15 protein-coding genes are annotated in these 20,251 nt (G+C 71.3%); 9 read left to right on the plus strand and 6 right to left on the minus strand.

What is annotated here, in order from left to right; all coding sequences use genetic code 11:
• Positions 1–215: 215 nt before the first annotated feature.
• From ACFXMF_RS37635 to ACFXMF_RS37645, 3 genes are all read right to left on the minus strand, one after another.
• Positions 216–2,003: a glycoside hydrolase family 18 chitinase gene (locus ACFXMF_RS37635; RefSeq protein WP_360306473.1), complete on the minus strand. Its 1,788-nt coding sequence runs from the start codon at positions 2,001–2,003 to the stop codon at positions 216–218.
• A 311-nt stretch (positions 2,004–2,314) separates the two neighbouring features.
• Entirely contained in the window at positions 2,315–2,935 is a 621-nt protein-coding gene (locus tag ACFXMF_RS37640) for a hypothetical protein (protein WP_360306398.1), read from the minus strand.
• Between the two features lie 46 nt (positions 2,936–2,981).
• Positions 2,982–3,311 carry a hypothetical protein gene (locus ACFXMF_RS37645; protein WP_379987666.1) on the minus strand — a complete coding sequence of 110 codons (330 nt, stop codon included), beginning with the start codon at positions 3,309–3,311 and terminating at the stop codon, positions 2,982–2,984.
• Positions 3,312–3,511: 200 nt separating this feature from the next.
• Between ACFXMF_RS37645 and ACFXMF_RS37650 the strand changes: the two genes are divergently transcribed.
• The 7 genes from ACFXMF_RS37650 (at position 3,512) to ACFXMF_RS37680 (ending at position 12,634) form a co-directional block, all read left to right on the plus strand.
• Positions 3,512–4,492 (plus strand): NAD(P)/FAD-dependent oxidoreductase, encoded by a 981-nt coding sequence (locus ACFXMF_RS37650; RefSeq protein WP_379987668.1) that lies wholly within the window; start codon positions 3,512–3,514, stop codon positions 4,490–4,492.
• Positions 4,493–5,111: 619 nt separating this feature from the next.
• Positions 5,112–6,686, plus strand: coding sequence for an ABC transporter substrate-binding protein (locus tag ACFXMF_RS37655; protein WP_379987755.1), 1,575 nt, complete (start codon positions 5,112–5,114; stop codon positions 6,684–6,686).
• The gene (locus ACFXMF_RS37660; protein WP_360306409.1) at positions 6,686–7,618 is read left to right on the plus strand and encodes an ABC transporter permease; all 933 of its coding nucleotides are present in this window, start codon (positions 6,686–6,688) and stop codon (positions 7,616–7,618) included. Before ACFXMF_RS37655 ends, ACFXMF_RS37660 begins: the two co-directional genes overlap by 1 nt.
• 2 nt (positions 7,619–7,620) lie before the next feature.
• Positions 7,621–8,481 (plus strand): ABC transporter permease, encoded by an 861-nt coding sequence (locus ACFXMF_RS37665; protein WP_360306412.1) that lies wholly within the window; start codon positions 7,621–7,623, stop codon positions 8,479–8,481.
• Positions 8,478–10,238 (plus strand): dipeptide ABC transporter ATP-binding protein, encoded by a 1,761-nt coding sequence (locus ACFXMF_RS37670; protein ID WP_379987671.1) that lies wholly within the window; start codon positions 8,478–8,480, stop codon positions 10,236–10,238. The genes ACFXMF_RS37665 and ACFXMF_RS37670 overlap by 4 nt, the downstream gene beginning before the upstream one ends.
• Complete coding sequence (locus tag ACFXMF_RS37675; protein ID WP_360306418.1) at positions 10,235–11,290, plus strand: LLM class flavin-dependent oxidoreductase; 1,056 nt, start codon at positions 10,235–10,237, stop codon at positions 11,288–11,290. Before ACFXMF_RS37670 ends, ACFXMF_RS37675 begins: the two co-directional genes overlap by 4 nt.
• A gap of 399 nt (positions 11,291–11,689) precedes the next feature.
• The gene (locus ACFXMF_RS37680; RefSeq protein WP_379987673.1) at positions 11,690–12,634 is read left to right on the plus strand and encodes a glutathione S-transferase C-terminal domain-containing protein; all 945 of its coding nucleotides are present in this window, start codon (positions 11,690–11,692) and stop codon (positions 12,632–12,634) included.
• 187 nt (positions 12,635–12,821) lie between these two features.
• Here ACFXMF_RS37680 and ACFXMF_RS37685 read toward each other — a convergent pair whose 3' ends face one another.
• From ACFXMF_RS37685 to ssuE, 3 genes are all read right to left on the minus strand, one after another.
• Positions 12,822–14,252 carry an NtaA/DmoA family FMN-dependent monooxygenase gene (locus ACFXMF_RS37685; RefSeq protein WP_379987675.1) on the minus strand — a complete coding sequence of 477 codons (1,431 nt, stop codon included), beginning with the start codon at positions 14,250–14,252 and terminating at the stop codon, positions 12,822–12,824.
• 13 nt (positions 14,253–14,265) lie between these two features.
• A complete protein-coding gene (locus ACFXMF_RS37690; protein WP_379987677.1) occupies positions 14,266–15,393 on the minus strand; it encodes an LLM class flavin-dependent oxidoreductase in 1,128 nt (375 codons plus the stop codon).
• Positions 15,394–15,465: 72 nt separating this feature from the next.
• The gene (gene ssuE, locus ACFXMF_RS37695) at positions 15,466–16,056 is read right to left on the minus strand and encodes an NADPH-dependent FMN reductase (protein WP_360306431.1); all 591 of its coding nucleotides are present in this window, start codon (positions 16,054–16,056) and stop codon (positions 15,466–15,468) included.
• A gap of 1,191 nt (positions 16,057–17,247) precedes the next feature.
• Here ssuE and ACFXMF_RS37700 point away from each other — a divergent pair.
• Together ACFXMF_RS37700 and ACFXMF_RS37705 are read left to right on the plus strand one after the other, a co-directional pair.
• Positions 17,248–19,158 carry an FAD/NAD(P)-binding protein gene (locus ACFXMF_RS37700; RefSeq protein WP_379987680.1) on the plus strand — a complete coding sequence of 637 codons (1,911 nt, stop codon included), beginning with the start codon at positions 17,248–17,250 and terminating at the stop codon, positions 19,156–19,158.
• Positions 19,155–20,054 carry a glutathione S-transferase C-terminal domain-containing protein gene (locus ACFXMF_RS37705; RefSeq protein WP_379987682.1) on the plus strand — a complete coding sequence of 300 codons (900 nt, stop codon included), beginning with the start codon at positions 19,155–19,157 and terminating at the stop codon, positions 20,052–20,054. The genes ACFXMF_RS37700 and ACFXMF_RS37705 overlap by 4 nt, the downstream gene beginning before the upstream one ends.
• Positions 20,055–20,251: the final 197 nt, after the last annotated feature.

A 20,251-nucleotide genomic window follows, 5' to 3' on the forward strand; every position in this document is an offset into this window, starting at 1 on the left:
TCGGGGGGGGGGGGGGGGGCGCCCGGGGGCCCGGGGGGGGGGGGGGGGGGGGCCCGGGCCCCCCCCCCGCCCGGTCTGTGCCGGAGCCGCCGTCCGCGCCGGTGGACGACGGTTCCGTTCGTGGTGTCGTGACCGGGCACCCCGGTGGGCCCGGCCACGACCTTGCGGTCACGAAGCGGTGAAGGCGGCCGCGTTCGTGGCCGCGTCTTCTGGGGCTAGCTCAGGCCGTTGTGGACCGCGGCCGCGAGTTCGCCGTTGGTGGTGTCACCGCTGAACTCCCAGAAGAACGCGCCGCGCAGGTTCTGCGCCTTGGCCCAGCTCATCTTGGAGGTGACGGTGGCCGGGGTGTCGTAGCTCCACCAGTTGCTCCCGCACTTGGCGTAGGCGGTGCCGGCGATGGTGCCGGTGGTGGGGCAACTGCTCTTGAGGACCTTGTAGTCCTCGATGCCGGCCTCGTAGGTGCCCGGGGCCGCGCCGGTGGCGGTGCCGCCGGGTTCGGCCTGGGTCACTCCGGTCCAGCCTCGGCCGTAGAAGCCGACGCCGAGCAGGAGCTTGCTCGCCGGTACGCCCTTGGTCTTGAGCTTGGCGATCGCGTCGGCGGAGTTGAAGCCCTCCTTGGGGATGCCGGTGTACGAGGTCAGCGGCGAGTGGGGGGCGGTGGGGCCCTTGGCGTCCCAGGCGCCGAAGAAGTCGTACGTCATCACGTTGTACCAGTCGACGGACGCGGACGCGCCGCCGTAGTCGGCCGCGTCGATCTTGCCCGCGGAGGACGCGTCGGCGGTGATCGCCGCGGTGACCAGGTTGTTCGCGCCGAACTTGGCCCGGGTGGCCGCGAGCAGCGTCTTGATCGAGGCCGCGCCGCTGGTGTCACAGGTCAGGCCGCACGCGTTGGGGTATTCCCAGTCCAGGTCGATGCCGTCGAACACGTCGGCCCAGCGCGGGTCCTCGACCAGGTTGTAGCAGGACTCGGCGAACGCGGCGGGGTTGGCCGCGGCCTGGCCGAAGCCGCCGGACCAGGTCCAGCCGCCGAACGACCACAGGATCTTGATGTTGGGGTACTTGGCCTTGAGCTGGCGCAACTGGTTGAAGTTGCCGCGCAGCGGCTGCTCCCAGTTGTCGGCCACGCCGCTGACGCTCTGATCCGCGGTGAAGGCCTTGTCGTAGTCGGCGTAGGAGTCGCCGATGGTGCACTTGCCGCCCTGGACGTTGCCGAAGGCGTAGTTGATGTGGGTGATCTTGGCGGCCGAGCCGGACGTGACGATGTTCTTCACGTTGTAGTTGCGGCCGTAGATGCCCCAGTTGGTGAAGTAGCCGAGCTTGACGGCGCTGCCGCCGTTGCCTCCGCCGCCGGTGGTGTGCACGGTGACCGCGGCACTGGCCGGGCCGGTCTGGTCGACGGTGTCCCGGGCGACCACGCTGTAGGAGTAGTCGGTGCCGGCGGCCAGGCCGCTGTCGGTGTAGGTGGGCGTGGTGACGGTGGCGATCTTGCTGCCGCCGCGCAGCACGTCGTAGTTCTTGATGCCGTGGTCGTCGGTCGCCGCGGTCCACGTCAGCTTGACGCCGTTGTCGGTGACGTTGCTCGCCACGGGCGCGCCGGGGGCCGAGGGCGGGTTGTCACCGGGGTTCGTGGGACCCCCGTCGCACGAGCCGCCGTTGATCTTGCAGCCGGTCGGGTTGCCGGGGCCGGTGCCGTTGAAGCCGAAGGTCACCGAGGCGCCGGGGCCGACCGCGCCGTTCCAGCCGACGTTCTTGGCGGAGTAGTGGTCGCCCGTGCGGGTGACGGTGGCGTCCCAGAAGGAGCCGGCGGCGGTGCCGGCGGGGAAGTCCCATTCCAGGGTCCACGAGGTGATCGCCGCGGTGCCGGTGTTCTTGATCGTCCAGCTCCCGCCGAAGCCGGAGCCCCAGTCGGAGGTCTTGACGAACGTGGCGGTGGTGTCGGCGGCCTGTGCGGGGGACGCGAGGCCGACCATCGCTGCCAGGGGGAGCAGCAGTGCACTCATCATGGCGACCAGGGTGCGCCGGGACAGGGTGGTGCGTCGTTTGGTTCCTGTGCTCAAGGGTGCTCCTCGAGTGGGGCCAGACATACGGGGACGTGGCACCTCCCGGTGGGGAAACGATTCGACGCTCACCCCACCGCAGGTCCCAGTGAGAGTAGGAAAGGTCTGGACCAGGGGTCAATGGTCTGTACCAAAATGGTCTGGACCAACCATGCCGCCCGAGGCCGGAAATGCCACACGCGGGCCCCGAAGGGCCCGCGTGAGCTGGGGCTTTGCCGAACTTGCCGAAATTTTCCGCGCGTTCGGCGGATCCGGCTTCAGCGTCGGGCGGGGGCGTACGGCGCGCCGGGTGCGGGCGCGGTGCCGTCCACGGCCGCGCGCCAGCGGTCGTGCAGCCACATCTGGGTGCGCCGGCGGGCGGCCCGTTCGTCCCATTGCACGTCGCGCTCGTAGGTGAGCACGGACAGGTCCCCGGCGAGTACCGCCCACGTGTAGAGCCCGTTGATGTGACGCGCGTTGACCCGCATTCCGCTCACCGAGGTGGCCCGGCCGGCCGCGGTCCCGATGGTCTCGTCGTGTTGCGCGACCCACTGCACGGTCAATCCCTCGGCGTGCAGCGGGTCCACGTTGTGCCAGAACGCCTCGGCGGCGGCGTGCGCTTCCTCGGTTCCGGGCAGCGGGCCCGGGCGCGGGCCGTCCAGCCGGGTCCAGCCCAACAGCGTGCCGTCCGCGCGGTCCACCACCACGCTGGCGTGCGGGCCGCCCGGGTGCGGATGGGTGGCGGGTTGGTGGCGCACGACCACGACGGGGCGTTCGTCGTGCCAGGCGTAGTCGAGCGCCGTGAGTATCCAGGTGCGGGGTATCGACAGTCGGCACTTCGCCAGCAGAGCGGCGACGGCGGTGGTGACGTCGGTGTCCCTGCCGGGGAACAGGGTCATGGTGCATCCTCGCGGTCGTGCGGGACTCGAACGGGGTCGGAGCGGATCAGGACGGTGGGACGACCGCGGCGAACGCGGCGGGCTCGCGCACCGGGTCGAAACCGAGGGGCCGCAGGACGGCTTCGGAGCCGACCGGTTCCGCGAACGCCGCCAGTTTGCCGCACACGTGTTCGGCGGCGCCGTCGAGGGTGAGTCGGCCGGTCGTCCCGATGGCGCTCCGGGCGGGGCGCTCTCGCGTCGGGGCGAGGGCGCCGCGGGTGTCGCCGGGCCGCGTCGGCAGGCCGGGGAGCCGGGTCCGGGCGTGGTCTAAACCCCTGGCGTCCGCGATCCGTGCCGGGGCGTCGGCCGAGCGGGGCGGCGCGCAGGTGTTCTCCATGAACCGGACCCTAACGATCGGCGGGCCGGATGAGAACAAGTTCCATCGCTTCCATACGCCGCCGTACGGACATTTGCCCGTGGTTGGGCGAGCTCGTGCCGGGTCGGTGCTTCCGTTCGTGTGACGCGGGGCACGAACTCGAAGAAGCCTGCGCACCGTTGGGCTAGGGTCCGGGCAACCCCGCTCGGGAAGGAGCGTGCGTGTCCTCCACCGTCGACACCGACCTGCTCGTCATCGGTGCGGGCCCGACGGGCCTGTACGCCGCCTACTACGCGGGCTTTCGGGGCCTGCGCACCGTGCTCCTGGACTCGCTGCCCGAGCCCGGCGGGCAGATCTCCGCGATGTATCCGGAGAAGATGATCTACGACGTCGCGGGCTTCCCGGCGATCAAGGGTCAGGACCTGGTCGACGCGCTGGTCGAGCAGGCCGCGCCGTTCGAGCCGAACTATCTGCTCGGCCATCGCGCCGAGCAGTTGGCGCAGGACGACGACGGCGTCACGATCACCTGCGCGAGCGGCCTGGTGGTGCGGGCCAAGGTGGTGCTCATCAGTGGCGGGATCGGTACCTTCAGCCCCCGCCCGTTGCCCGCCGCCGACGCGTTCACCGGCGAGGGGGTGCGCTACTTCGTACCGCGCCTGGCCGATCTGGCCGGGCTGGACGTGCTGATCGTGGGCGGCGGCGACTCGGCCTTCGACTGGGCGACCAGCCTGGAGCCGATCGCCAAGTCGATCACACTGGTGCACCGGCGGGACAAGTTCCGCGCGCACGAGCACACCGTGCGCCGGGTGCTGGAGTCGACCACCGAGGTGATCACCTCCGCCGAGGTCACCGTGCTGCACGGCGACGGACAGGTACGGGCCGCGGACGTGGTCGCCAAGGCCGACGGCGCGGTGCGTACCCTCCCGGTGCAGGCGGTGGTGGCCGCGCTGGGCTTCATCGCCGACCTGGGCCCGATGACGCACTGGGGCCTGGAGCAGCGCAAGCGGCACATCCTGGTCAATCAGGCGATGCGCACCAACCTGACCCGGGTCTTCGCGGCCGGTGACATCGTCGACTACGACGGCAAGGTCAAGCTGATCGCCACCGGATTCGGGGAGGCGGCCACCGCGGTCAACAACGCGATGACCGTGGTCGATCCGTCCGCGCACGTCTTTCCGGGGCATTCCTCGGACGTGCCGTAGGGCGATTTCCGGCCGACCCCGGCCGAAAAGCGGAATAAGCACTTGTTGCCTCGACGGATGACTCGATAGGCTCACGCAGTCGCAGATATCGATCCATTGTTGTCGAAGGACGTCATGACGCTCGTGGTGCCGGTCACCGCCTCCCCGCCGGGAGTCTCCTCTCGGCGGGTCGAGGCCGTCGCGCCCTGCGGTGCGGCCGTGCGCCGTCCGCGAACTCCCCTGTGTACCCGCCGGCATGTCGATTTCGGCCGCGTGCACAGCTCGGCCTGTCGCATCCGCTGATCCCCGCGGACCGGGCTGCTCCGCCGCCGGACGCTCGCCGGCGATCCTCGTGATCGCCGGTCGGCCGTCCGCCCGCCGTTTCACGACTCCTGCCTCGATTCGCCGCGTCCCGCGCCGGCGCGTTTTCTGACGCGTCCTTTTCTTCCACGTCGTCCGCGTCACTCGCGTCGCTTGCGACGCTTCGCGTGCGCGCCGCGAATCGACGGTTATTCCTGCCCGAAATCACGCGCGCCGCCGCGTGAATTCGCCATGCCCGGAGATTCACATGCGCTTTTCGGTATTCGCCGCCTCCTCCCCTCCTCGAAGACTGCGCCGCACCGCCGGCACCGGCGCCGCCATGGCGGCCCTCGCGCTGCTGGCCGGCGCCTGCAACGGCGCCGGCGACACGGCGGCGAACTCGGCCGAGGTCGGCCCGCCGCGGTCCGGCGGCACGCTCACCTTCGCGCTGGCCGCCGACCCCACGTGCCTGGATCCGCAGCAGTTCGGCGCGAACGCGAGCCTGAACGTGGGCCGCCAGATCGTCGACTCGCTGACCGACCAGGACGGCAGGACCGGCGAGATAAAGCCGTGGCTGGCCACCTCGTGGGAGGTGGACCCGCAGGCCACCCGGTTCACCTTCCACCTGCGCCCGGGCGTCACCTTCGCCGACGGCGCGCCGCTGGACGGCGCGGCGGTCAAGGCCAACCTGGACGGGGTGGTCGCGCTGGGTGCCAAGGCCACCATCGCGGGCAGCTACCTCACCGGATACCGGGGCACCACCGTGCTCGACCCGACCACCGTGCGGGTGGAATTCGCCGCGCCCAGCGCCCAGTTCCTCCAGGCCACCTCGACCATGTCGCTGGGGCTGCTCTCCCCCGCCACCTTGGCCAAGACCGCCGAGCAGCGCTGCCAGGGCGATCTGGTCGGCTCCGGACCGTTCACGCTGCGCTCCTACAAGCCGAACCAGAGCGTGGAGTTGGCCAAGCGGTCCGGCTACGCCTGGGGATCCTCGTTGTTCGCCCATCCGGGCGAGGCGTATCTGGACAGGTTGCTGTTCAAGATCGTGCCCGAGTCCGGCGTGCGCGCGGGCAGCCTGGAGTCCGCTCAGGTGGACGCGATCAGCGACGTGCAGCCGCAGGACGAGGGGCGGTTCGCCTCCGGGTACACGGTGCTGACCCGACCCAATCCGGGCGTCGTGTTCAACCTCCAGGCCAACGTGTCCCGACCGATCCTGGCCGAGGAGGCGGTCCGGCAGGCGATCCAGAAGGCGGTGAACCGGCCGGAGTTGGCGCAGACCGTACTCACCCCCAAGTACCGGCCGGCGACTTCGCCGCTGGCGTCGGTCACGCCCGGCTGGGTCGACCTGTCGGCGCAACTGGGCCACGACCCGGAGGGCGCCAAGCGGCTGTTGGACGAGGCCGGTTGGAAGGTCGGTTCGGACGGTGTGCGGGTCAAGGACGGGCGCCGGCTCAGCGTGGATGTGATCTTCGCGCCGCTGTTCAACGCCAGTCAGTCGGTCCTGGAGCTGGTCCAGCAGGAACTGCGCAAGGTGGGCGTGGATCTGCGGTTGCGCAAGCTCGCCCCCGGTGAACAGAACCAGGTGCAGGCCGCGGGCGACTACGACTTCGCGTACTACAACGTCACGCGTTCGGATCCGGACATCCTGCGCACGCTGTTCAGCACGAAGACGGTCAACCGGCTCAAGATCGCCTCCGGCGAGCTGGACACCGTGCTGGACGACCAGGCGCAGAGCCTGGATCCGGCGCAGCGCAACGCCAAGGTCGCCCAGGCGCAGCGGATCGTGGCCGAACGGGCTTATGTGATCCCCCTGTTCGAGTTGTCCCAGGTGCACGGGCTCGGTCCCCGGGTGCACGGGCTGGGCTTCGAGGCGTCCTCGCGCCTGCAGTTCCACGACACCTGGGTGAGCAGCTGATGCGCGGCTATCTGGTGCGTCGGTCGTTGCAGGCGGTGGTGGTGTTGTGGGCCGCGTTCACCGTGTCGTTCGTCGTGTTGTATCTGCTGCCGGGTGATTCGTTGTCGATCAAGCTGGGTGGTTTGGAGGGCACCGCCACCCAGGAGCAGATCGACGCGGTGCGCGGTGCGCACGGGCTCGACGATCCGGTCCATGTGCAGTACGTGCGTGCGCTGGGCGACGCGCTGACGGGTGACTTGGGCACGTCGGCGCAGACCGGGGCGCCGGTGGCGCGCACGATCGTGGACGCGCTGCCGCAGACGCTGGCGTTGACGGGTGTGGCGATGCTGCTGGCGGTGTTCGGGGGTGCCGGGGTGGCGTTGGCCGCGACGTTCACCCGGCTGCGGGCGCTGCGTCAGGTGTTGTTGTCGTTGCCCGCGATCGGGATCTCGATGCCCGGCTTTTGGGTGGGGTTGTTGCTGGTGCAGGTGGTGTCCTTTCAGTGGGGGCTGCTGCCGGCGATGGGCAACGAGGGCTGGGAGAGTCTGGTGTTGCCGGCGTTGACGTTGGCGTTGCCGGCGGGGGCGATGATCGCGCAGGTGTTGGCGAAGAGCATGACCACCGCGTTGGCCGAGCCGTATGTGGAGACCGCGCGGGCCAAGGGCGCGGGGCGGGTGCGGATCCATCTGCGGCACGCGTTGCGCAACGCGTCGTTGCCGGCGCTCACGCTGGCGGCGGTGGTGTCGGGGAATGTGCTGGTGGAGTCGGTGGTGGTGGAGACGGTGTTCTCCCGGGCCGGGATCGGCCGGTTGACGGCCGCCGCCGTGGACACCCAGGACGTGGCGGTGGTGCAGGGCGTGGTGTTGCTGGCGGCGCTGGTGTTCGTGGTGGTCGCGCTGGCGGTGGACCTGCTGTATCCGGTGCTGGATCCGCGGGTGGGAAGGACGGTGTGACGATGGCCGCCGGTTTTGCGACGGAGGTGTTGCCCGCCGCGCGTGGGCATCTGCGGTTCGTGTTGCGCCGGCCCGGGTTGTTGTTGTCGCTGGTGGTGTTCGCGTTGGTGTTGCTCGCGGCGTTGTTCCCGGGCTTGTTCACCGACGGCGATCCGCTGGTGGGCACGCCGCGGGACAAGTTGCAGGGGCCGAGCGCGGAGCACCTGTTCGGCACGGATCAGCTCGGGCGTGATCTGTTCACCCGGGTGGTGCACGCGAGTTCGTTGTCGTTGCGGGCGACGTTCGTCGCGGTGGCGGTGGCGCTCGTGGTGGGCGGGGGGCTCGGGTTGGCGTCCGGGTTCTTCGGGGGGTGGCTGGACGACGTGTTGATGCGTGTGGTCGACGTGTTGCAGGCGATTCCGCGTCTGTTGTTGTCGTTGGCGCTGGTCGGGGCGTTGGGGTTCGGCACCACCAAGGTGGCGATCGCGGTGGGGGTGGCCAGTGTCGCGGGCTTTGCCCGGGTGATGCGGGCGGAGGTGTTGCGGGTGCGTTCGTCGGTGTATGTGGAGGCGGCGCGGGCGAGCGGGGTGCGGTCGGGCGGGATCTTGGCCCGGCATGTGTTGCCGAACGCGTCCGGGCCGGTGTTGGTGATGGCGGCGTTGGAGTTCGGCATCGCGATCCTGTCGGTGTCGGCGCTGAGCTTCCTGGGTTTCGGGGCGCCGCCGCCGACGCCGGAGTGGGGTGTGCTGGTGGCGGATGGGCGCAACTTCGTGGCCACGGCGTGGTGGTTGACCACATTTCCCGGCCTGGTGATCGCGGCGACGGTGTTGTCCGCGAACCGAATCTCGCGGGCCTTGGACGGAGAGCGGGGGCAGGATCGATGAGTGAGACGTTGCGGGGACTCGCCGGGGGCTCGCCGGGGGGTGGGTCCGAGGTCGGGGGCGGGGCCGGGGCGGGCCCGGATCGGGCGGAGGGCCCGCTGTCGGTGGTGGCGGACGGGGACGGTCCGCTGTTGGAGATCCGGGGGTTGCGGGTGTCCTATCGGACCTCGAACGGCCCGGTGGACGCGGTGACCTCGGCGGACCTGACCGTGGGCGCGGGTGAAGTGGTCGCCGTGGTGGGCGAGTCGGGCTCCGGCAAGAGCACCACGGCGCATGCGATCGTGGGCCTGTTGCCGTCCGGTGGCCGGGTGGGCGCGGGGCGGGTGTTGTTCGAGGGGCGTGATCTGCTGGCGCTGCGCGAGCGCGAGCTGCGTGCGGTGCGCGGGCGGTCGATCGGGTTCATCCCGCAGGATCCGATGGTCTCGCTCAATCCGGTCCGGCGGATCGGCGATCAGGTCGCCGAGGCGCTGATCGTGCACGGTCTGGCGAGCGGCAAGGCGGCGGCCGAGCGGGCGGTGGCCGCGCTCGGCGAGGCGGGTCTGTCCGAACCCGGGCTTCGGGCACGGCAGTTCCCGCACGAGTTGTCCGGCGGCATGCGGCAGCGGGTGCTGATCGCGATCGCGCTGGCCTGCCGGCCCCGGCTGGTGATCGCCGACGAACCCACCAGCGCGCTCGATGTCACCGTGCAGCGGCAGATCCTGGACCACGTCGACGAGCTCACCCACGCGCACGGCACCGCGATGTTGCTGATCACCCACGATCTGGGTGTGGCCGCCGATCGTGCCCGGCGGGTGGTGGTGATGTCCGGGGGCACGGTGGTCGAGCAGGGGCCGGCAGCGCGCATCCTGACCGATCCCGAGCACCCGTACACCCGGCGGTTGATCGCCGCCGCGCCGAGCCTGACCAGCCGTCGGGCGCGTCCGCGTCCGGTGCGCGAACCGGTGCCGCGGGCCGAGCCGTTGCTCACCGTGACCGGGCTGGTCAAGGAGTTCGCGCTACCCAGGACCAAGGAGGGTGCGCGCACGCTGCGCGCGGTGGACGACGTGTCGTTCACGGTGCGCCGCGGCGAGACGTTCGCGCTGGTCGGCGAGTCGGGTTCGGGGAAGTCGACCACGGTGCGGATGATCCTGGGGCTGGAGGCGCCCACCGCAGGCCGGATCCTGATCGAGGGACGCGATGCGACCCGGCCCGGGCGCGCCGAGTTGCGCGCGTTGCGCCGACGCATGCAGTTGGTCTACCAGAATCCGTACGCCTCGCTGGATCCGCGCTTCACGGTGTCCGAGATCGTCGAGGAGCCGCTGCGCGCGTACCGGGTCGGCAGCCGGGCGCAGCAGCGGGCCCGTGCGGCGGCGTTGGTCGACCAGGTGGCTTTGCCGGAGGGCGTGTTGCGGCGCAAGCCGGCCGAGTTGTCCGGGGGGCAGCGGCAACGGGTGGCGATCGCGCGGGCGTTGGCGCTGGAGCCGGATCTGTTGGTGTGCGACGAGCCGGTGTCGGCGCTGGACGTCTCGGTCCAGGCCCAGATCCTGGAGCTGCTGGGCGGGCTGCAGGACGAGTTGGGGGTCGGGTACCTGTTCATTTCGCATGATCTGGCGGTGGTGCGCCAGATCGCCGATCGGGTGGGGGTGTTGCGGGCCGGTCGGCTGGTCGAGAAGGGCAGTTGCGAGCAGGTGCTCTCGGCGCCCACGCATCCGTACACGCGCGAGTTGATCGCGGCCATTCCCGGGCGCCGGCGCCCGCAACCGTTGGGAGCGGTGTCATGAGGTTCGCGGTGTTCACCTTGGGCGCCAACGCCCCGCACGCGCTCACCGGGCAGCGGGCGCCGGCGCACGAGCAGTTGGCGGAGTTGGTCGAGACGGCGGCGCTGGCCGAGGAGTTGGGCTTCGACGCGTTCGGGGTGGGCGAGCGGCACGGTGAGCCGTTCCTGTCCTCGGCGCCGCCGGTGATTCTCGCGGCGGTCGCGCAGCGCACCTCGCGGATTCGGCTGTTGACCACGTTGACCGTGATCAGCGTGCTGGATCCGGTCCGGGTCGCCGAGGACTACGCGACGCTGGACCAGTTGTCCCGGGGCCGGCTGGATCTGATGGTCGGCAAGGGCAACGATCCGCGGCATTTCCCGCTGTTCGGGCTCGCCGAGGACGACCAGTGGCGGTTGCAGGAGGAGAAGTTCGAGTTGCTGCGCCGATTGTGGAGCGAGGAGCGGGTCACCTGGTCCGGTCGCTTTCGCAGTCCGTTGCACGAAGTGACCACCTATCCGCGGCCGTTCCCGCGTGCGGACGGGCGGGCGCCGGTGATCTGGCACGGCAGCGCGACCAGTCGGGCGTCGACCGAGTTGGCGGCGAAGTGGGGCGATCCGTTGTTCACCGCGAACGGCTTTCATCCGATGGCCAAGTACGCCGACCTGATCGACCACTATCGCGAGCGTTGGGCGGCGTACGGGCGCGATCCGTCGGACGCGGTGGTGGGGTCGGGGGCGGGCGGCTGCTATGTGGCGCCCACGTCGCAGGAGGCGTTGGCACGGTATCGGCCGTACTACGACGCGTTCGCCGGGTCGGCTGCGGCGCAGCACAACCGTTCGCCGTTCACGTCGTTGGAGGACAACATCGCCAACGGCCCGGCTTTGGTGGGTAGTCCGGCGCAGATCGTGGACAAGATCGGGCGCTATCACGCGGCCTACGGGCATCAGGTGCAGGCGATCGGCACGGAGGGGCTGGATCGGGTGGAACGGCGGGCGGTCCTGGAGTTGTTCGCGGACCAGGTGGCGCCGGCGCTGCGGGCGGCGCTGCCTTCGCGGGTCTGGGAGCAGGCCGCCTGAAGTCGCGGTCGGGCGGGCGGTGCCGGTCGGTGAGGGCCGCCCGGTTGGTGGGTGTGGGGGCACGGGACGGTTGGGGCTGGGGCGGCCGTGGGGGGCGGCGCTCGGGTGGTGGAGATCGGTGCGAGCCCCTTGCGGGGACGTGTGCGGAGCGCGAATAATCCGAGCCATGGACGGCTGCGTGTGTCACGCGGGCCCCCGCCCGGGATTGCCGAGGGCGCGGGTCCTGATTGCCGTCCACCTCCTGATTCGCCGACACATCGACTTCCTGCGCGTGTGCAGTGCGAGTTGTCGCTCGGTCTGAGTTCCACGCCACCGGTCCGTCCGCATCCGGTTCGGACCACGCCGTGCCGTGCCGCCTCGACCGTTGCCACACTCATGACCTGCGCGAGGGAGACCCGTATGTCCACGACACCCCCGAAGGCCGCCGGACCGATCGACTTCCGTACCCACGGGCGCTACCGCGTCCGCCACTCGGGTTCGCCGCTGCCGGGCCTGGAGACCATCCGCCCGCCGATGCAGCGCTTCCGCAGCCGGATCGGCGCCGGTTTCCGCGCCGAGGCCAATCGCTATCACCTCTACCTGTGCCTGGCCTGCCCGCGTTCGTTGCGCGTGGCCATCACGCGCGACCTGGCGGGCCTGGGCGAGGTGGTGGGCACCTCGCTGGTGGATCCGGTCCGGGACGGGCGCGGCTGGGCGTTTCGGGACGGGGACGGCCACGGCCTGGACCCCAACGGCGGGTTCGCGTTCCTGCGCGAGGCGTACGAGGCGACCGAGTACCACTACGACGGGCCGGTGACCGTACCGGTGTTGTGGGATCGGTGGAGCGGACGCATCGTCAGCAACCACGCGCCGCATATTCTGCGCGACCTGGCCACCGGTTTCGGCGGCGGCGGCGCGTTGTATCCGGCCGAGCGGCGCGAGGAACTGTGCGCGTTGCACACCCTGTTCGAGGAGGACGTCACCGATGCCGCGCAGCGGGCCGGCCGGGCGTCGGCGGGCCCGCGTCGGGCCGAGGCGATGAGCACCGTGCTGGCGACCCTGGCGGTGGCCGAACGGCGGCTGGCGGCGCGCCCGTTCCTGCTGGGTGACACGCTCACCGCGGCGGACGTGCACCTGTGGACCACGCTCGTGCACCTGGACGTGGTGCACAAGCGGCATCTGGACGCCCAGGACGTGCACCGGCTCGCCGCGCACCCGCATCTGTGGGCGTATGCGCGGCGGTTGCATCTGATCCCGGCGTTCCGTCACAACCTGCGGCTGGACCACATCGCCCGAAACCACCGGAGCCACTGTCGTGGTCCGGCGGCTTCGGGTGTGTCGATCGCGCTCAACGACTGGAGTTGATCCGGGCGGCGCGGCGGGCGGTGCGGGTCGGGGCGGGTTCGCCCGCCCCGGGCTCGGAGGCTTCGGGCTCGGGGGCTTCGGGTTCGCTTGCTCCGGGCTCGGAGGTTTCGGGCTCGGGTTCGGGTTCTTCGGGCTCGGAGGTTTCGGGCTCGGAGGTTTCGGGCTCGGGTGTCCAGGGCTCGGGTGCTCACACCGCCACGTCGGTGCGGTGTGCGCCGGCCGGGCGTGGCGCGGGCAGGTGCAGGTGTTCGCGCAGGGTGGTGCCCTGGTATTCGGTGCGGAAGACGCCGCGTTCCTGGAGGATCGGCACCACTTGGTCGACGAATTCGTCCAGGCCGGCGGGGGTCAGGTGCGGTACCAGGATGAAGCCGTCGCCGGCGCCATCGCGTACGTGTACCTCCATGCGGTCCGCGACGTGTTCGGCGGTGCCGATGAAGGTCTGTCGGGCGGCCACCTCGATCACCACCTCGCGCAGGCTCAACCCGCCCTTGGCCGCCGCGAGTTCGCGCCAGGCGCGGGCCAGCTCGAACGGGTCGCCGCCGGTGCGGACCCGGCCTCGGGCGATCGAGGTGCCGTCGGTGACCGGGTCGAAGTCCGGGAGCGGGCCGTCCGGATCCAGGTCGGACAGGTCTCGGCCCCACACCTGTTCGACGAACTGGATGGCGTTTTGCGGGCTGACCTGTTGCCGACGGATCCACGCGGCCTTGTCGTGGGCCTCCTCGGCGGTGGCGCCGATCACCGCCGTCACCGCGGGCAGGATCTTCAGCTCGTCGGGGCTGCGCCCGTGTCGGGCCGCGCGGCCCTTCATGTCCGCGTAGAAGGCCCGGCCCGCCTCGTACTCGCCGTGCCGGGAGAAGATCACGTCCGCGTGTGCGGCGCCGAACTCGCGGCCGTCCTCGGAGTCGCCGGCCTGGATCAGCACCGGCCGGTCCTGCGGGCTGCGCGGCACGGTGAAGCGGCCCTCGATGGCGAAGTGCCGACCGCGGTAGTCGAATCGGCCCGCTCCGGGAGCCGCGAACACGCCGCCCTCGGCGTCGGCCACGTGTGCGTCCGGGGCCCAACTGTCCCACAGCGTGCGGGCGGCCTCGACGAACTCGATGGCCCGTTCGTAGCGTTCCTCGCGGGGCAGGAAGCCGCCGCGACGGAAGTTCTCCCCGGTCCAGGCGTCCGGCGAGGTAACCACGTTCCAGGCGGCGCGGCCGGCGCTGAGTTGGTCGAGCGAGGCGATCTTGCGGGCGAGTTCGTACGGCTCGTTGTAGGTGGCGGTCGCGGTGGCGGCCAGGCCGATCCGGTCGGTGATCGCGGCCAGTGCGGCCAACACGGTGAGTGCGTCCGGGCGGCCGGCCACGTCCAACTCGAAGATTCTGCCCTGGTGTTCGCGCAGGCGCTGGCCCTCGGCCAGGAAGAAGAAATCGAATTTGCCGCGTTCGGCGGTGCGCGCGAGGTGCTCGAACGAGTCGAAGTCGATCTGGCTGCCGGAGCGCGGATCGCTCCACACGGTGGTGCTGTTGACGCCGGGGAAGTGCGCGGCGAGGTGGATGCGGGTGCGGTGTCGGGGGGCGCGGGACTGCGGGGCGCGGGGGGTGGGGGTGGGGTGGGGGCTGCTGGGGTGGGGCATCGGTGACCTCTCCTCAGGTCCGGGCGTAGCGGTTGGCGGGCAGCGGGAGGCCGAGGTGTCCGCGCAGGGTGTCGGCGGTGTAGGCCGGCCGGATCAGGCCGCGTTCGCGCAGGATCGGCGCCAGGTCCTCGACGATGCGGTCCAGGTCGTACGGCAGCACGCCCGGGAGCAGCGTGAAGCCGTCGACCGCGCCGCCGACGTACCAGCCGGCGAGGCGGTCCGCGAGGGCCTGGGGGGTGCCGGTGAAGCAGAGTCCGCCGGGGACGGGGACGTCCGAGCGGGCATCGAGGAGGGCGCGTTCGCGGCGGGCGTCCGCGTCGGTGGCGGCCAGGTGGACGGTGATCTCGGCGAGCACCCGCAGTTCGCCGGGGTCGCGGTCGTTGCCCTCGGCGATCGCGTGGGCGCGTTCGCGCAGTCGGCGGGCCTCGTCGGGGCCGGACGCGTCGACGAAGAGCACGTCGGCGAAGCGGGCGGCGATCTCCAGCGTGTCGGGGCCCTCCACGGTAATCCCGATCACCGGCCGGCCCTGGGGCGGGCGCGGTGTGATGGAGGGGCCGCGGACGTCGAAGTAGGTGCCCTCGAAGTCGACGTAGTGCAGTTTGTCGCGATCCAGGAACCGGCTCGTGGCCACGTCGCGGATGATCGCGTCGTCCTCCCAGCTGTCCCACAGTCGGCCGACGACGTCGACGAACTCGGCTTGTTCGTCCGTGAGTTCGCCGGCCGGAGCGACCGGTTTGCGGCCGAAGTGGCGGGCCTCGGCGGCGGTTCGGGAGGGCAGCGGCCACCAGCCGGCGCGGCCTCGGCTGACGTGGTCCAGAGTGGCGACCGAGGTGGATACGTGGAACGGCTCGGTGTGGGTGGTGGTCGCGGCCGGGATCAGACCGATGGAGGCGGTCGCCGGGGCCAGCCGCGCGGCCACCGACACCGCGTCGAGTCGGCCCGGGAGGCGGGCGGAGGGTGGGCCGAGCGAGTCGTCGAGTCGGATGAAGTCGAGCAGGCCGCGTTCGGCGGTGTGGGCCAGCTCGACCCAGTAGCGCGGATCGAACAGTTCGGCGGGGCGGGCGTGCGGCGAGCGCCACGCGGCGGGGTGGCGGCCCGCGCCGTCGAGCGCGACACCGAGGTGGAGATGGCCGGTGGTCATGCGAACTCCCTTGTCGTACGGGTGGGTCGGGCCCCGGCCCGGGCGGCGGGCGGGGGCGCCGACCGGTGCGGGTCAGGCGACGGCGGCGGGGCGGCGCAGCCGGGCGGAGAACGCGTCGGCGAGTTCCTCCAGGGGTGCGACGCCTTCGGGTTCGATGCGGCCTTGGGCGGCCGGGGTGCCGCCTTGGGCCGGGGAGCTGCCGTGGGTCTCGGTTGCGGCCTCGACGGAGACGAACCGCTCGTGGACGAACCAACCTTGGGCGACGTGGTCGGCGCCGAGCGAGGTCAACACCGGCCGCAGGGCGTAGTCCAGCGCCAAGACGTGTGCGGGGGTGCCGCCGGTGAGCACCGGCAGGATCTCCTTGCCGCGCAGCGCGAACTGCGGGAGCACGTCCAGGAAGGTCTTGAGCACGCCGCTGTAGGCAGCCTTGTAGACCGGGCTGGCGATCACGAGCGCGTCGGCGTCGGCGACCCGGGCCAGCGCGGCGCGCAGGTCGGGGTCGGTGAAGTCGGCGTGCAGGAGGGCCCGGGCGGGCAGGTCGCGCACGGCGAGGGTGGACACGTCGTGCCCGTCGGCGGCCAACCGGGCGGCGACGTGGCGGGCGACGACGCCGGTGCGCGAGGTCGCGGAGGGGCTGCCCCATACGGTCAGGACGGTTGCCATGGGATACCTCGGTTCGGGGTGGCGCGGGTGTCGGTTCGGGGTGGTGCCGGTCGTGTCGGCGTCGGTTCGGGGTGGCGCCGGTGGTGCCGGCGTCGGTTCGGGGTGGTCGAGGAGCGAAATCGGAATGATTGAGGGGTGAGTCAGGGGTTGTTCAGGGGTGGTGTCGTCGGCGGCGACGTGCTAGGGCCGGTGGGTTCGGGGTGGTGGGTAGGGGTTGCCGCAGGTGGCCGGCTGTGCCGATGGGCCGGCGGCGGGGAGAGCGCTCCCACTGGCTTCGCGGTCGGCTGCGCCGGGCGTTTTGGTGGGATGCGGGGCGCGCCGGCCGGGCCGCGACGAGGTTCCGGGGGCCGCGTGGCGGGGCGTGGCGATGGGGCCGATTGTGGGAGCGCCGACGGCGCGGCGGGGCCGCGCGCTTGGGTCAGCTACAACAGGCGGCGCTGGTGACGCGACCGAGGTCGATGTGGAGGCGGGCGGACAGCAGCCAACCGGCGGCGGACATGGCCGCCCCGTTGCTGCGTCGCGCGTACTGCGCCACCGGGATCCCCTCGCTGGGCCATGGCGGAGCGCCACGGCACGATGTTCCGGAACTTAACCCGCCGGGCGGTACTCGGTCAATTGCTCGAAGACGACCGCGACGGTTCGATATGGGGTATTCGTATGGTATTGCTCGGACACTTCGTTGGCGGTGAGGCATGCCACGCCGCGTCGTCTCCCGAGCGGGACGGCCGGGTTCGATTGGCGTCGTTGACCGTGTTGCGGGTCTACGACTACGTGTTCCAGAGCCCTGGGATCCGTGCTTCCCCCCGGTGTCGGACGGGTGTCGGGGAGGCCGGGTGGCAAGCGCCGCGTGGCCATTCGACATTGACAACTCGTCAGGCGGCTCCGTAGCGTCGACGTCGTGAGCCCCGACCTCTTCCTCGTGTCGTGCCGCCCCATCGACCTGTGTCGTGTGGCCGGCGGGCTGTGTCGTACCCGCGGCTGATCTCGCCGCCGCGCCCCTCGGTCCCAGGCACCGGGGAATCCTGAGCTTCCGCTCGGATCGCGCATCCGGCCTTGTGGCGTAAGGCCCTTCCCACTTGCCGAACCACGCCTCGGCGTACCCGTATTCGTAATCCGTGACGGTTTTCGTATGCGTATCGGGACGTCGGGTGCGGTTCGCGTTCTTCGCCATACCCCCACGAGGGGAGAGCCATGCCCGACCATCCGTCCGGCCGCCTCCGCCCCGTCGCCGTCTGCATCGTCGGCGCGGGACCCGGTGGCGCGTCCGTCCTCGAACGCCTGTTGGCCAATGTGCCCGAGTTGCTCGGTGACCGTCCGCTGCACGTGCACGTCGTCGATCCCTACCCGCCGGGTGCGGGTCGGGTCTGGCGGCGGGCCCAGTCACCGCTGTTGTGGGCGAATTCGCTGGCCGCCGACATCACGCTGTTCACCGACGAGGTGTCCACGATCAAGGGACCGATCCGACCGGGACCCTCGCTGGCCGAGTGGGCCCGAGCCCGCGCCGGCGAGTTGCGCGAGGGTCAGGGCACCGATGAACTGAGGCCGTTTGCTGCGGAGTTGGCCGCGTGTGGGCCGACGTCGTTTCCGTCCCGACCGTTGCTCAGCACCTATCTGGCCTGGTTCTTCCGAACCGCGGTCGAGGGGGCGCCGGCCAACGTGCGGGTGATCGTGCATCAGACGACGGTCGTGGACATCACCGACGGTCCGCGCCGACAGCGGGTGCAGTTGGCCGGGCGGCGGCCGGCGCTCCAGGTGGATGCGGTGATCCTGGCCCAGGGGCATCTGGACGCCGAACCCACGCCGACGGAACGCGAGCAGATCAGGTTCGCCCGCCGGCACGGGCTCGCGTACATTCCGACCGGGTACACCGCCGACCTGGACCTGGACGCGCTGCGTCCGGGCGAGCCGGTACTGGTGCGCGGCATCGGGTTGGCGTTCGTGGACCTGATGGTGCGGTTGAGCCATGGTCGTGGTGGCACGTTCGAGCGGGACGCGGCGGGGGTGCTGCGCTACCGGGCTTCGGGGCGGGAGCCGCTGCTGCTGGCGGCCTCGCGCCGCGGGGTGCCGTACCGGTCCAAGACCGGTTACGAGTGGGTGGGTGAACGGCCGCCGCTGCCCAGGTACTTCACCGTGGAGACGGCGCGTGCCGCGGCCCGGGTGGGCGCGGATGTGTGGCCGTTGATCGGCAAGGAGTTGGCCGGTGCGCACTATCACCGGCTGTTCACCGCGCACCGCGAGCGCACCACGATGGAATGGGCGGAGTTCGACGCGCGGTTCGCGGCGGCGGCCGACCCGAGCGAGTTGATCGCGCGGGCGGTGCCGGATCCGGCCGACCGGTTCGACCGGGCGTTGTTGGATCGGCCGGTGCAGGGGCGGCAGTTCGCCGACGAGGACCCGCTCCAGGAGTGGATGCACGCGCACATCGAGGCCGACCTGACCCGTCGGCACGATCCCGCGTACAGCCAGGATCTGGCCGTCATACACGCGCTGTTGAGCGTGTACGGGGTGGTGTTGCGGCTACAGGACGCGGGTGAGCCGGTGCCCGATCCGGCCCGGCTGCTCGGCTTTTTCAGCTATCTGGCCAGCGGGCCGCCGGGGCCGCGTCTGGAGGAGTTGTTGGCGTTGGCCCGGGCCGGGGTGATCCGTTTTCTCGGCGAGGACGTCGAGATATCCGGTGACGAGGACGCGGGCGACTGGCTGGCGAGCAGTGCGAGCCTGCCGGACGTTCGGGTGCGGGCCCGGGCACTGGTGGAGGCCCGGTTGCCGGATCCGTCGCTGGAGCGCACCCGGGACGCGCTGTTGCGCCGGCTGGCCGCGCGCGGCGAGGCGTGCCCGGACGCGACGGGCCGGCTGAACACGCGGGCGGGCGACCGGCGGGTGGTCGACGTGCACGGGGACGCGCACCCGGGCCGGTTCGCGGTCGGCTACGGCGTCGCGGGGGGTGCCGGAAGCGCGGGGTTCTCCCGGCCTCGGTTCGACGCCCCGGCGTTTCGGGTCAACGACGCGTTGGTCCGGGGTGTGTTGGATCATCTGCGGGGCATCGGACCCGCCGCCGATCGGGCTCTCGATCGGCTGGAACTTGTGACAGGAGCCACCCAGTGACCACTCAACTCGGCTACGCGAGCCCCGTCGACGTCGACACGTACGGTCCGTACGCGGTCACCGACCCGCAGTATCCGTTCACCGGCCTCATCGGCGACGCCGAATTCCCCGAGGAGGTCGGGCGATATCACCTGTATCTGTCGCACGGCTGCCCGTGGGCGCACATCGCCGCGATCGTGCGACATGCGCGCGGTCTCACCGAGATCGTCGGCGCGTCGTATGTGGACGAGGAACGCGACGGTCGGGGTTGGGCGTTCCGGGAGCGGTTCGGTCCGGATCCGGTGAACGGGTTCGCTCTGCTGCGGGAGGCGTACGAGGCGACGGCGCCCGGGTACGCGGGGCACATCTCGGTACCGACCCTGTGGGACGGGTCCGGCGATCGCATCGTGTCGAACGCGTTCGACGCCATCCCGAACAACCTGGCCACGAGCTTTGCCGAACTGGTCGGCGAACACGCGCCGGACCTGTATCCGGAGGACCTGCGCGAGGCGATCGACATCACCGACACGGACTTCGCGACCGCCGCGCGCAAGGGTGGTCTGTGGACGTCGGAGGAGGGCGAGACGATCAACACGCTGGAGCGCTCGGACGCGCATCTGGCGGACAAGCGCTACCTGTTCGGGGATCGGCTGACCATCTCGGACATCCGGTTCTGGGTGAAGTTGCTGCGCTTCCCGGGCACCTACCGGGCGGCGATCGTCCAGGACGGTCGCACCCTGGTGGACTACCCCAACCTGTGGGCGTACGCGCGAGACCTTTACAGCCGGCCGGAGTTCCGCGAGACCACCGACCTCGCGGTACAGGAGGAGATCCGACTGCGTCGGTTCCCCGAGTCGCCGGCGCTGCCTACCGCCGAGCAGTGGGCGGCGCCGCAGAATCGGGCGGCGCTGGGCTGATCGCCGGCTCGCCGATCCGACGCGGGGTCGGGTCGGCGTCGGTCCTGCGGGATGCGCGCCGCACGTGGGGACGCGGGTGTGCGCGCCGGGGATCCCGGGGTGCGGGACCGAATGGGGGGTGCGCCGCCGGGCGAGGGGGCCTGCGGCGCATCCCCGAGTACCGGGGGGGGCGGGGGGGGGGGCCCCCCGGTCGCCCC

The sequence above is a fragment of the Embleya sp. NPDC059213 genome (genome assembly GCF_042754445.1).
GTDB lineage: Bacteria > Actinomycetota > Actinomycetes > Streptomycetales > Streptomycetaceae > Embleya.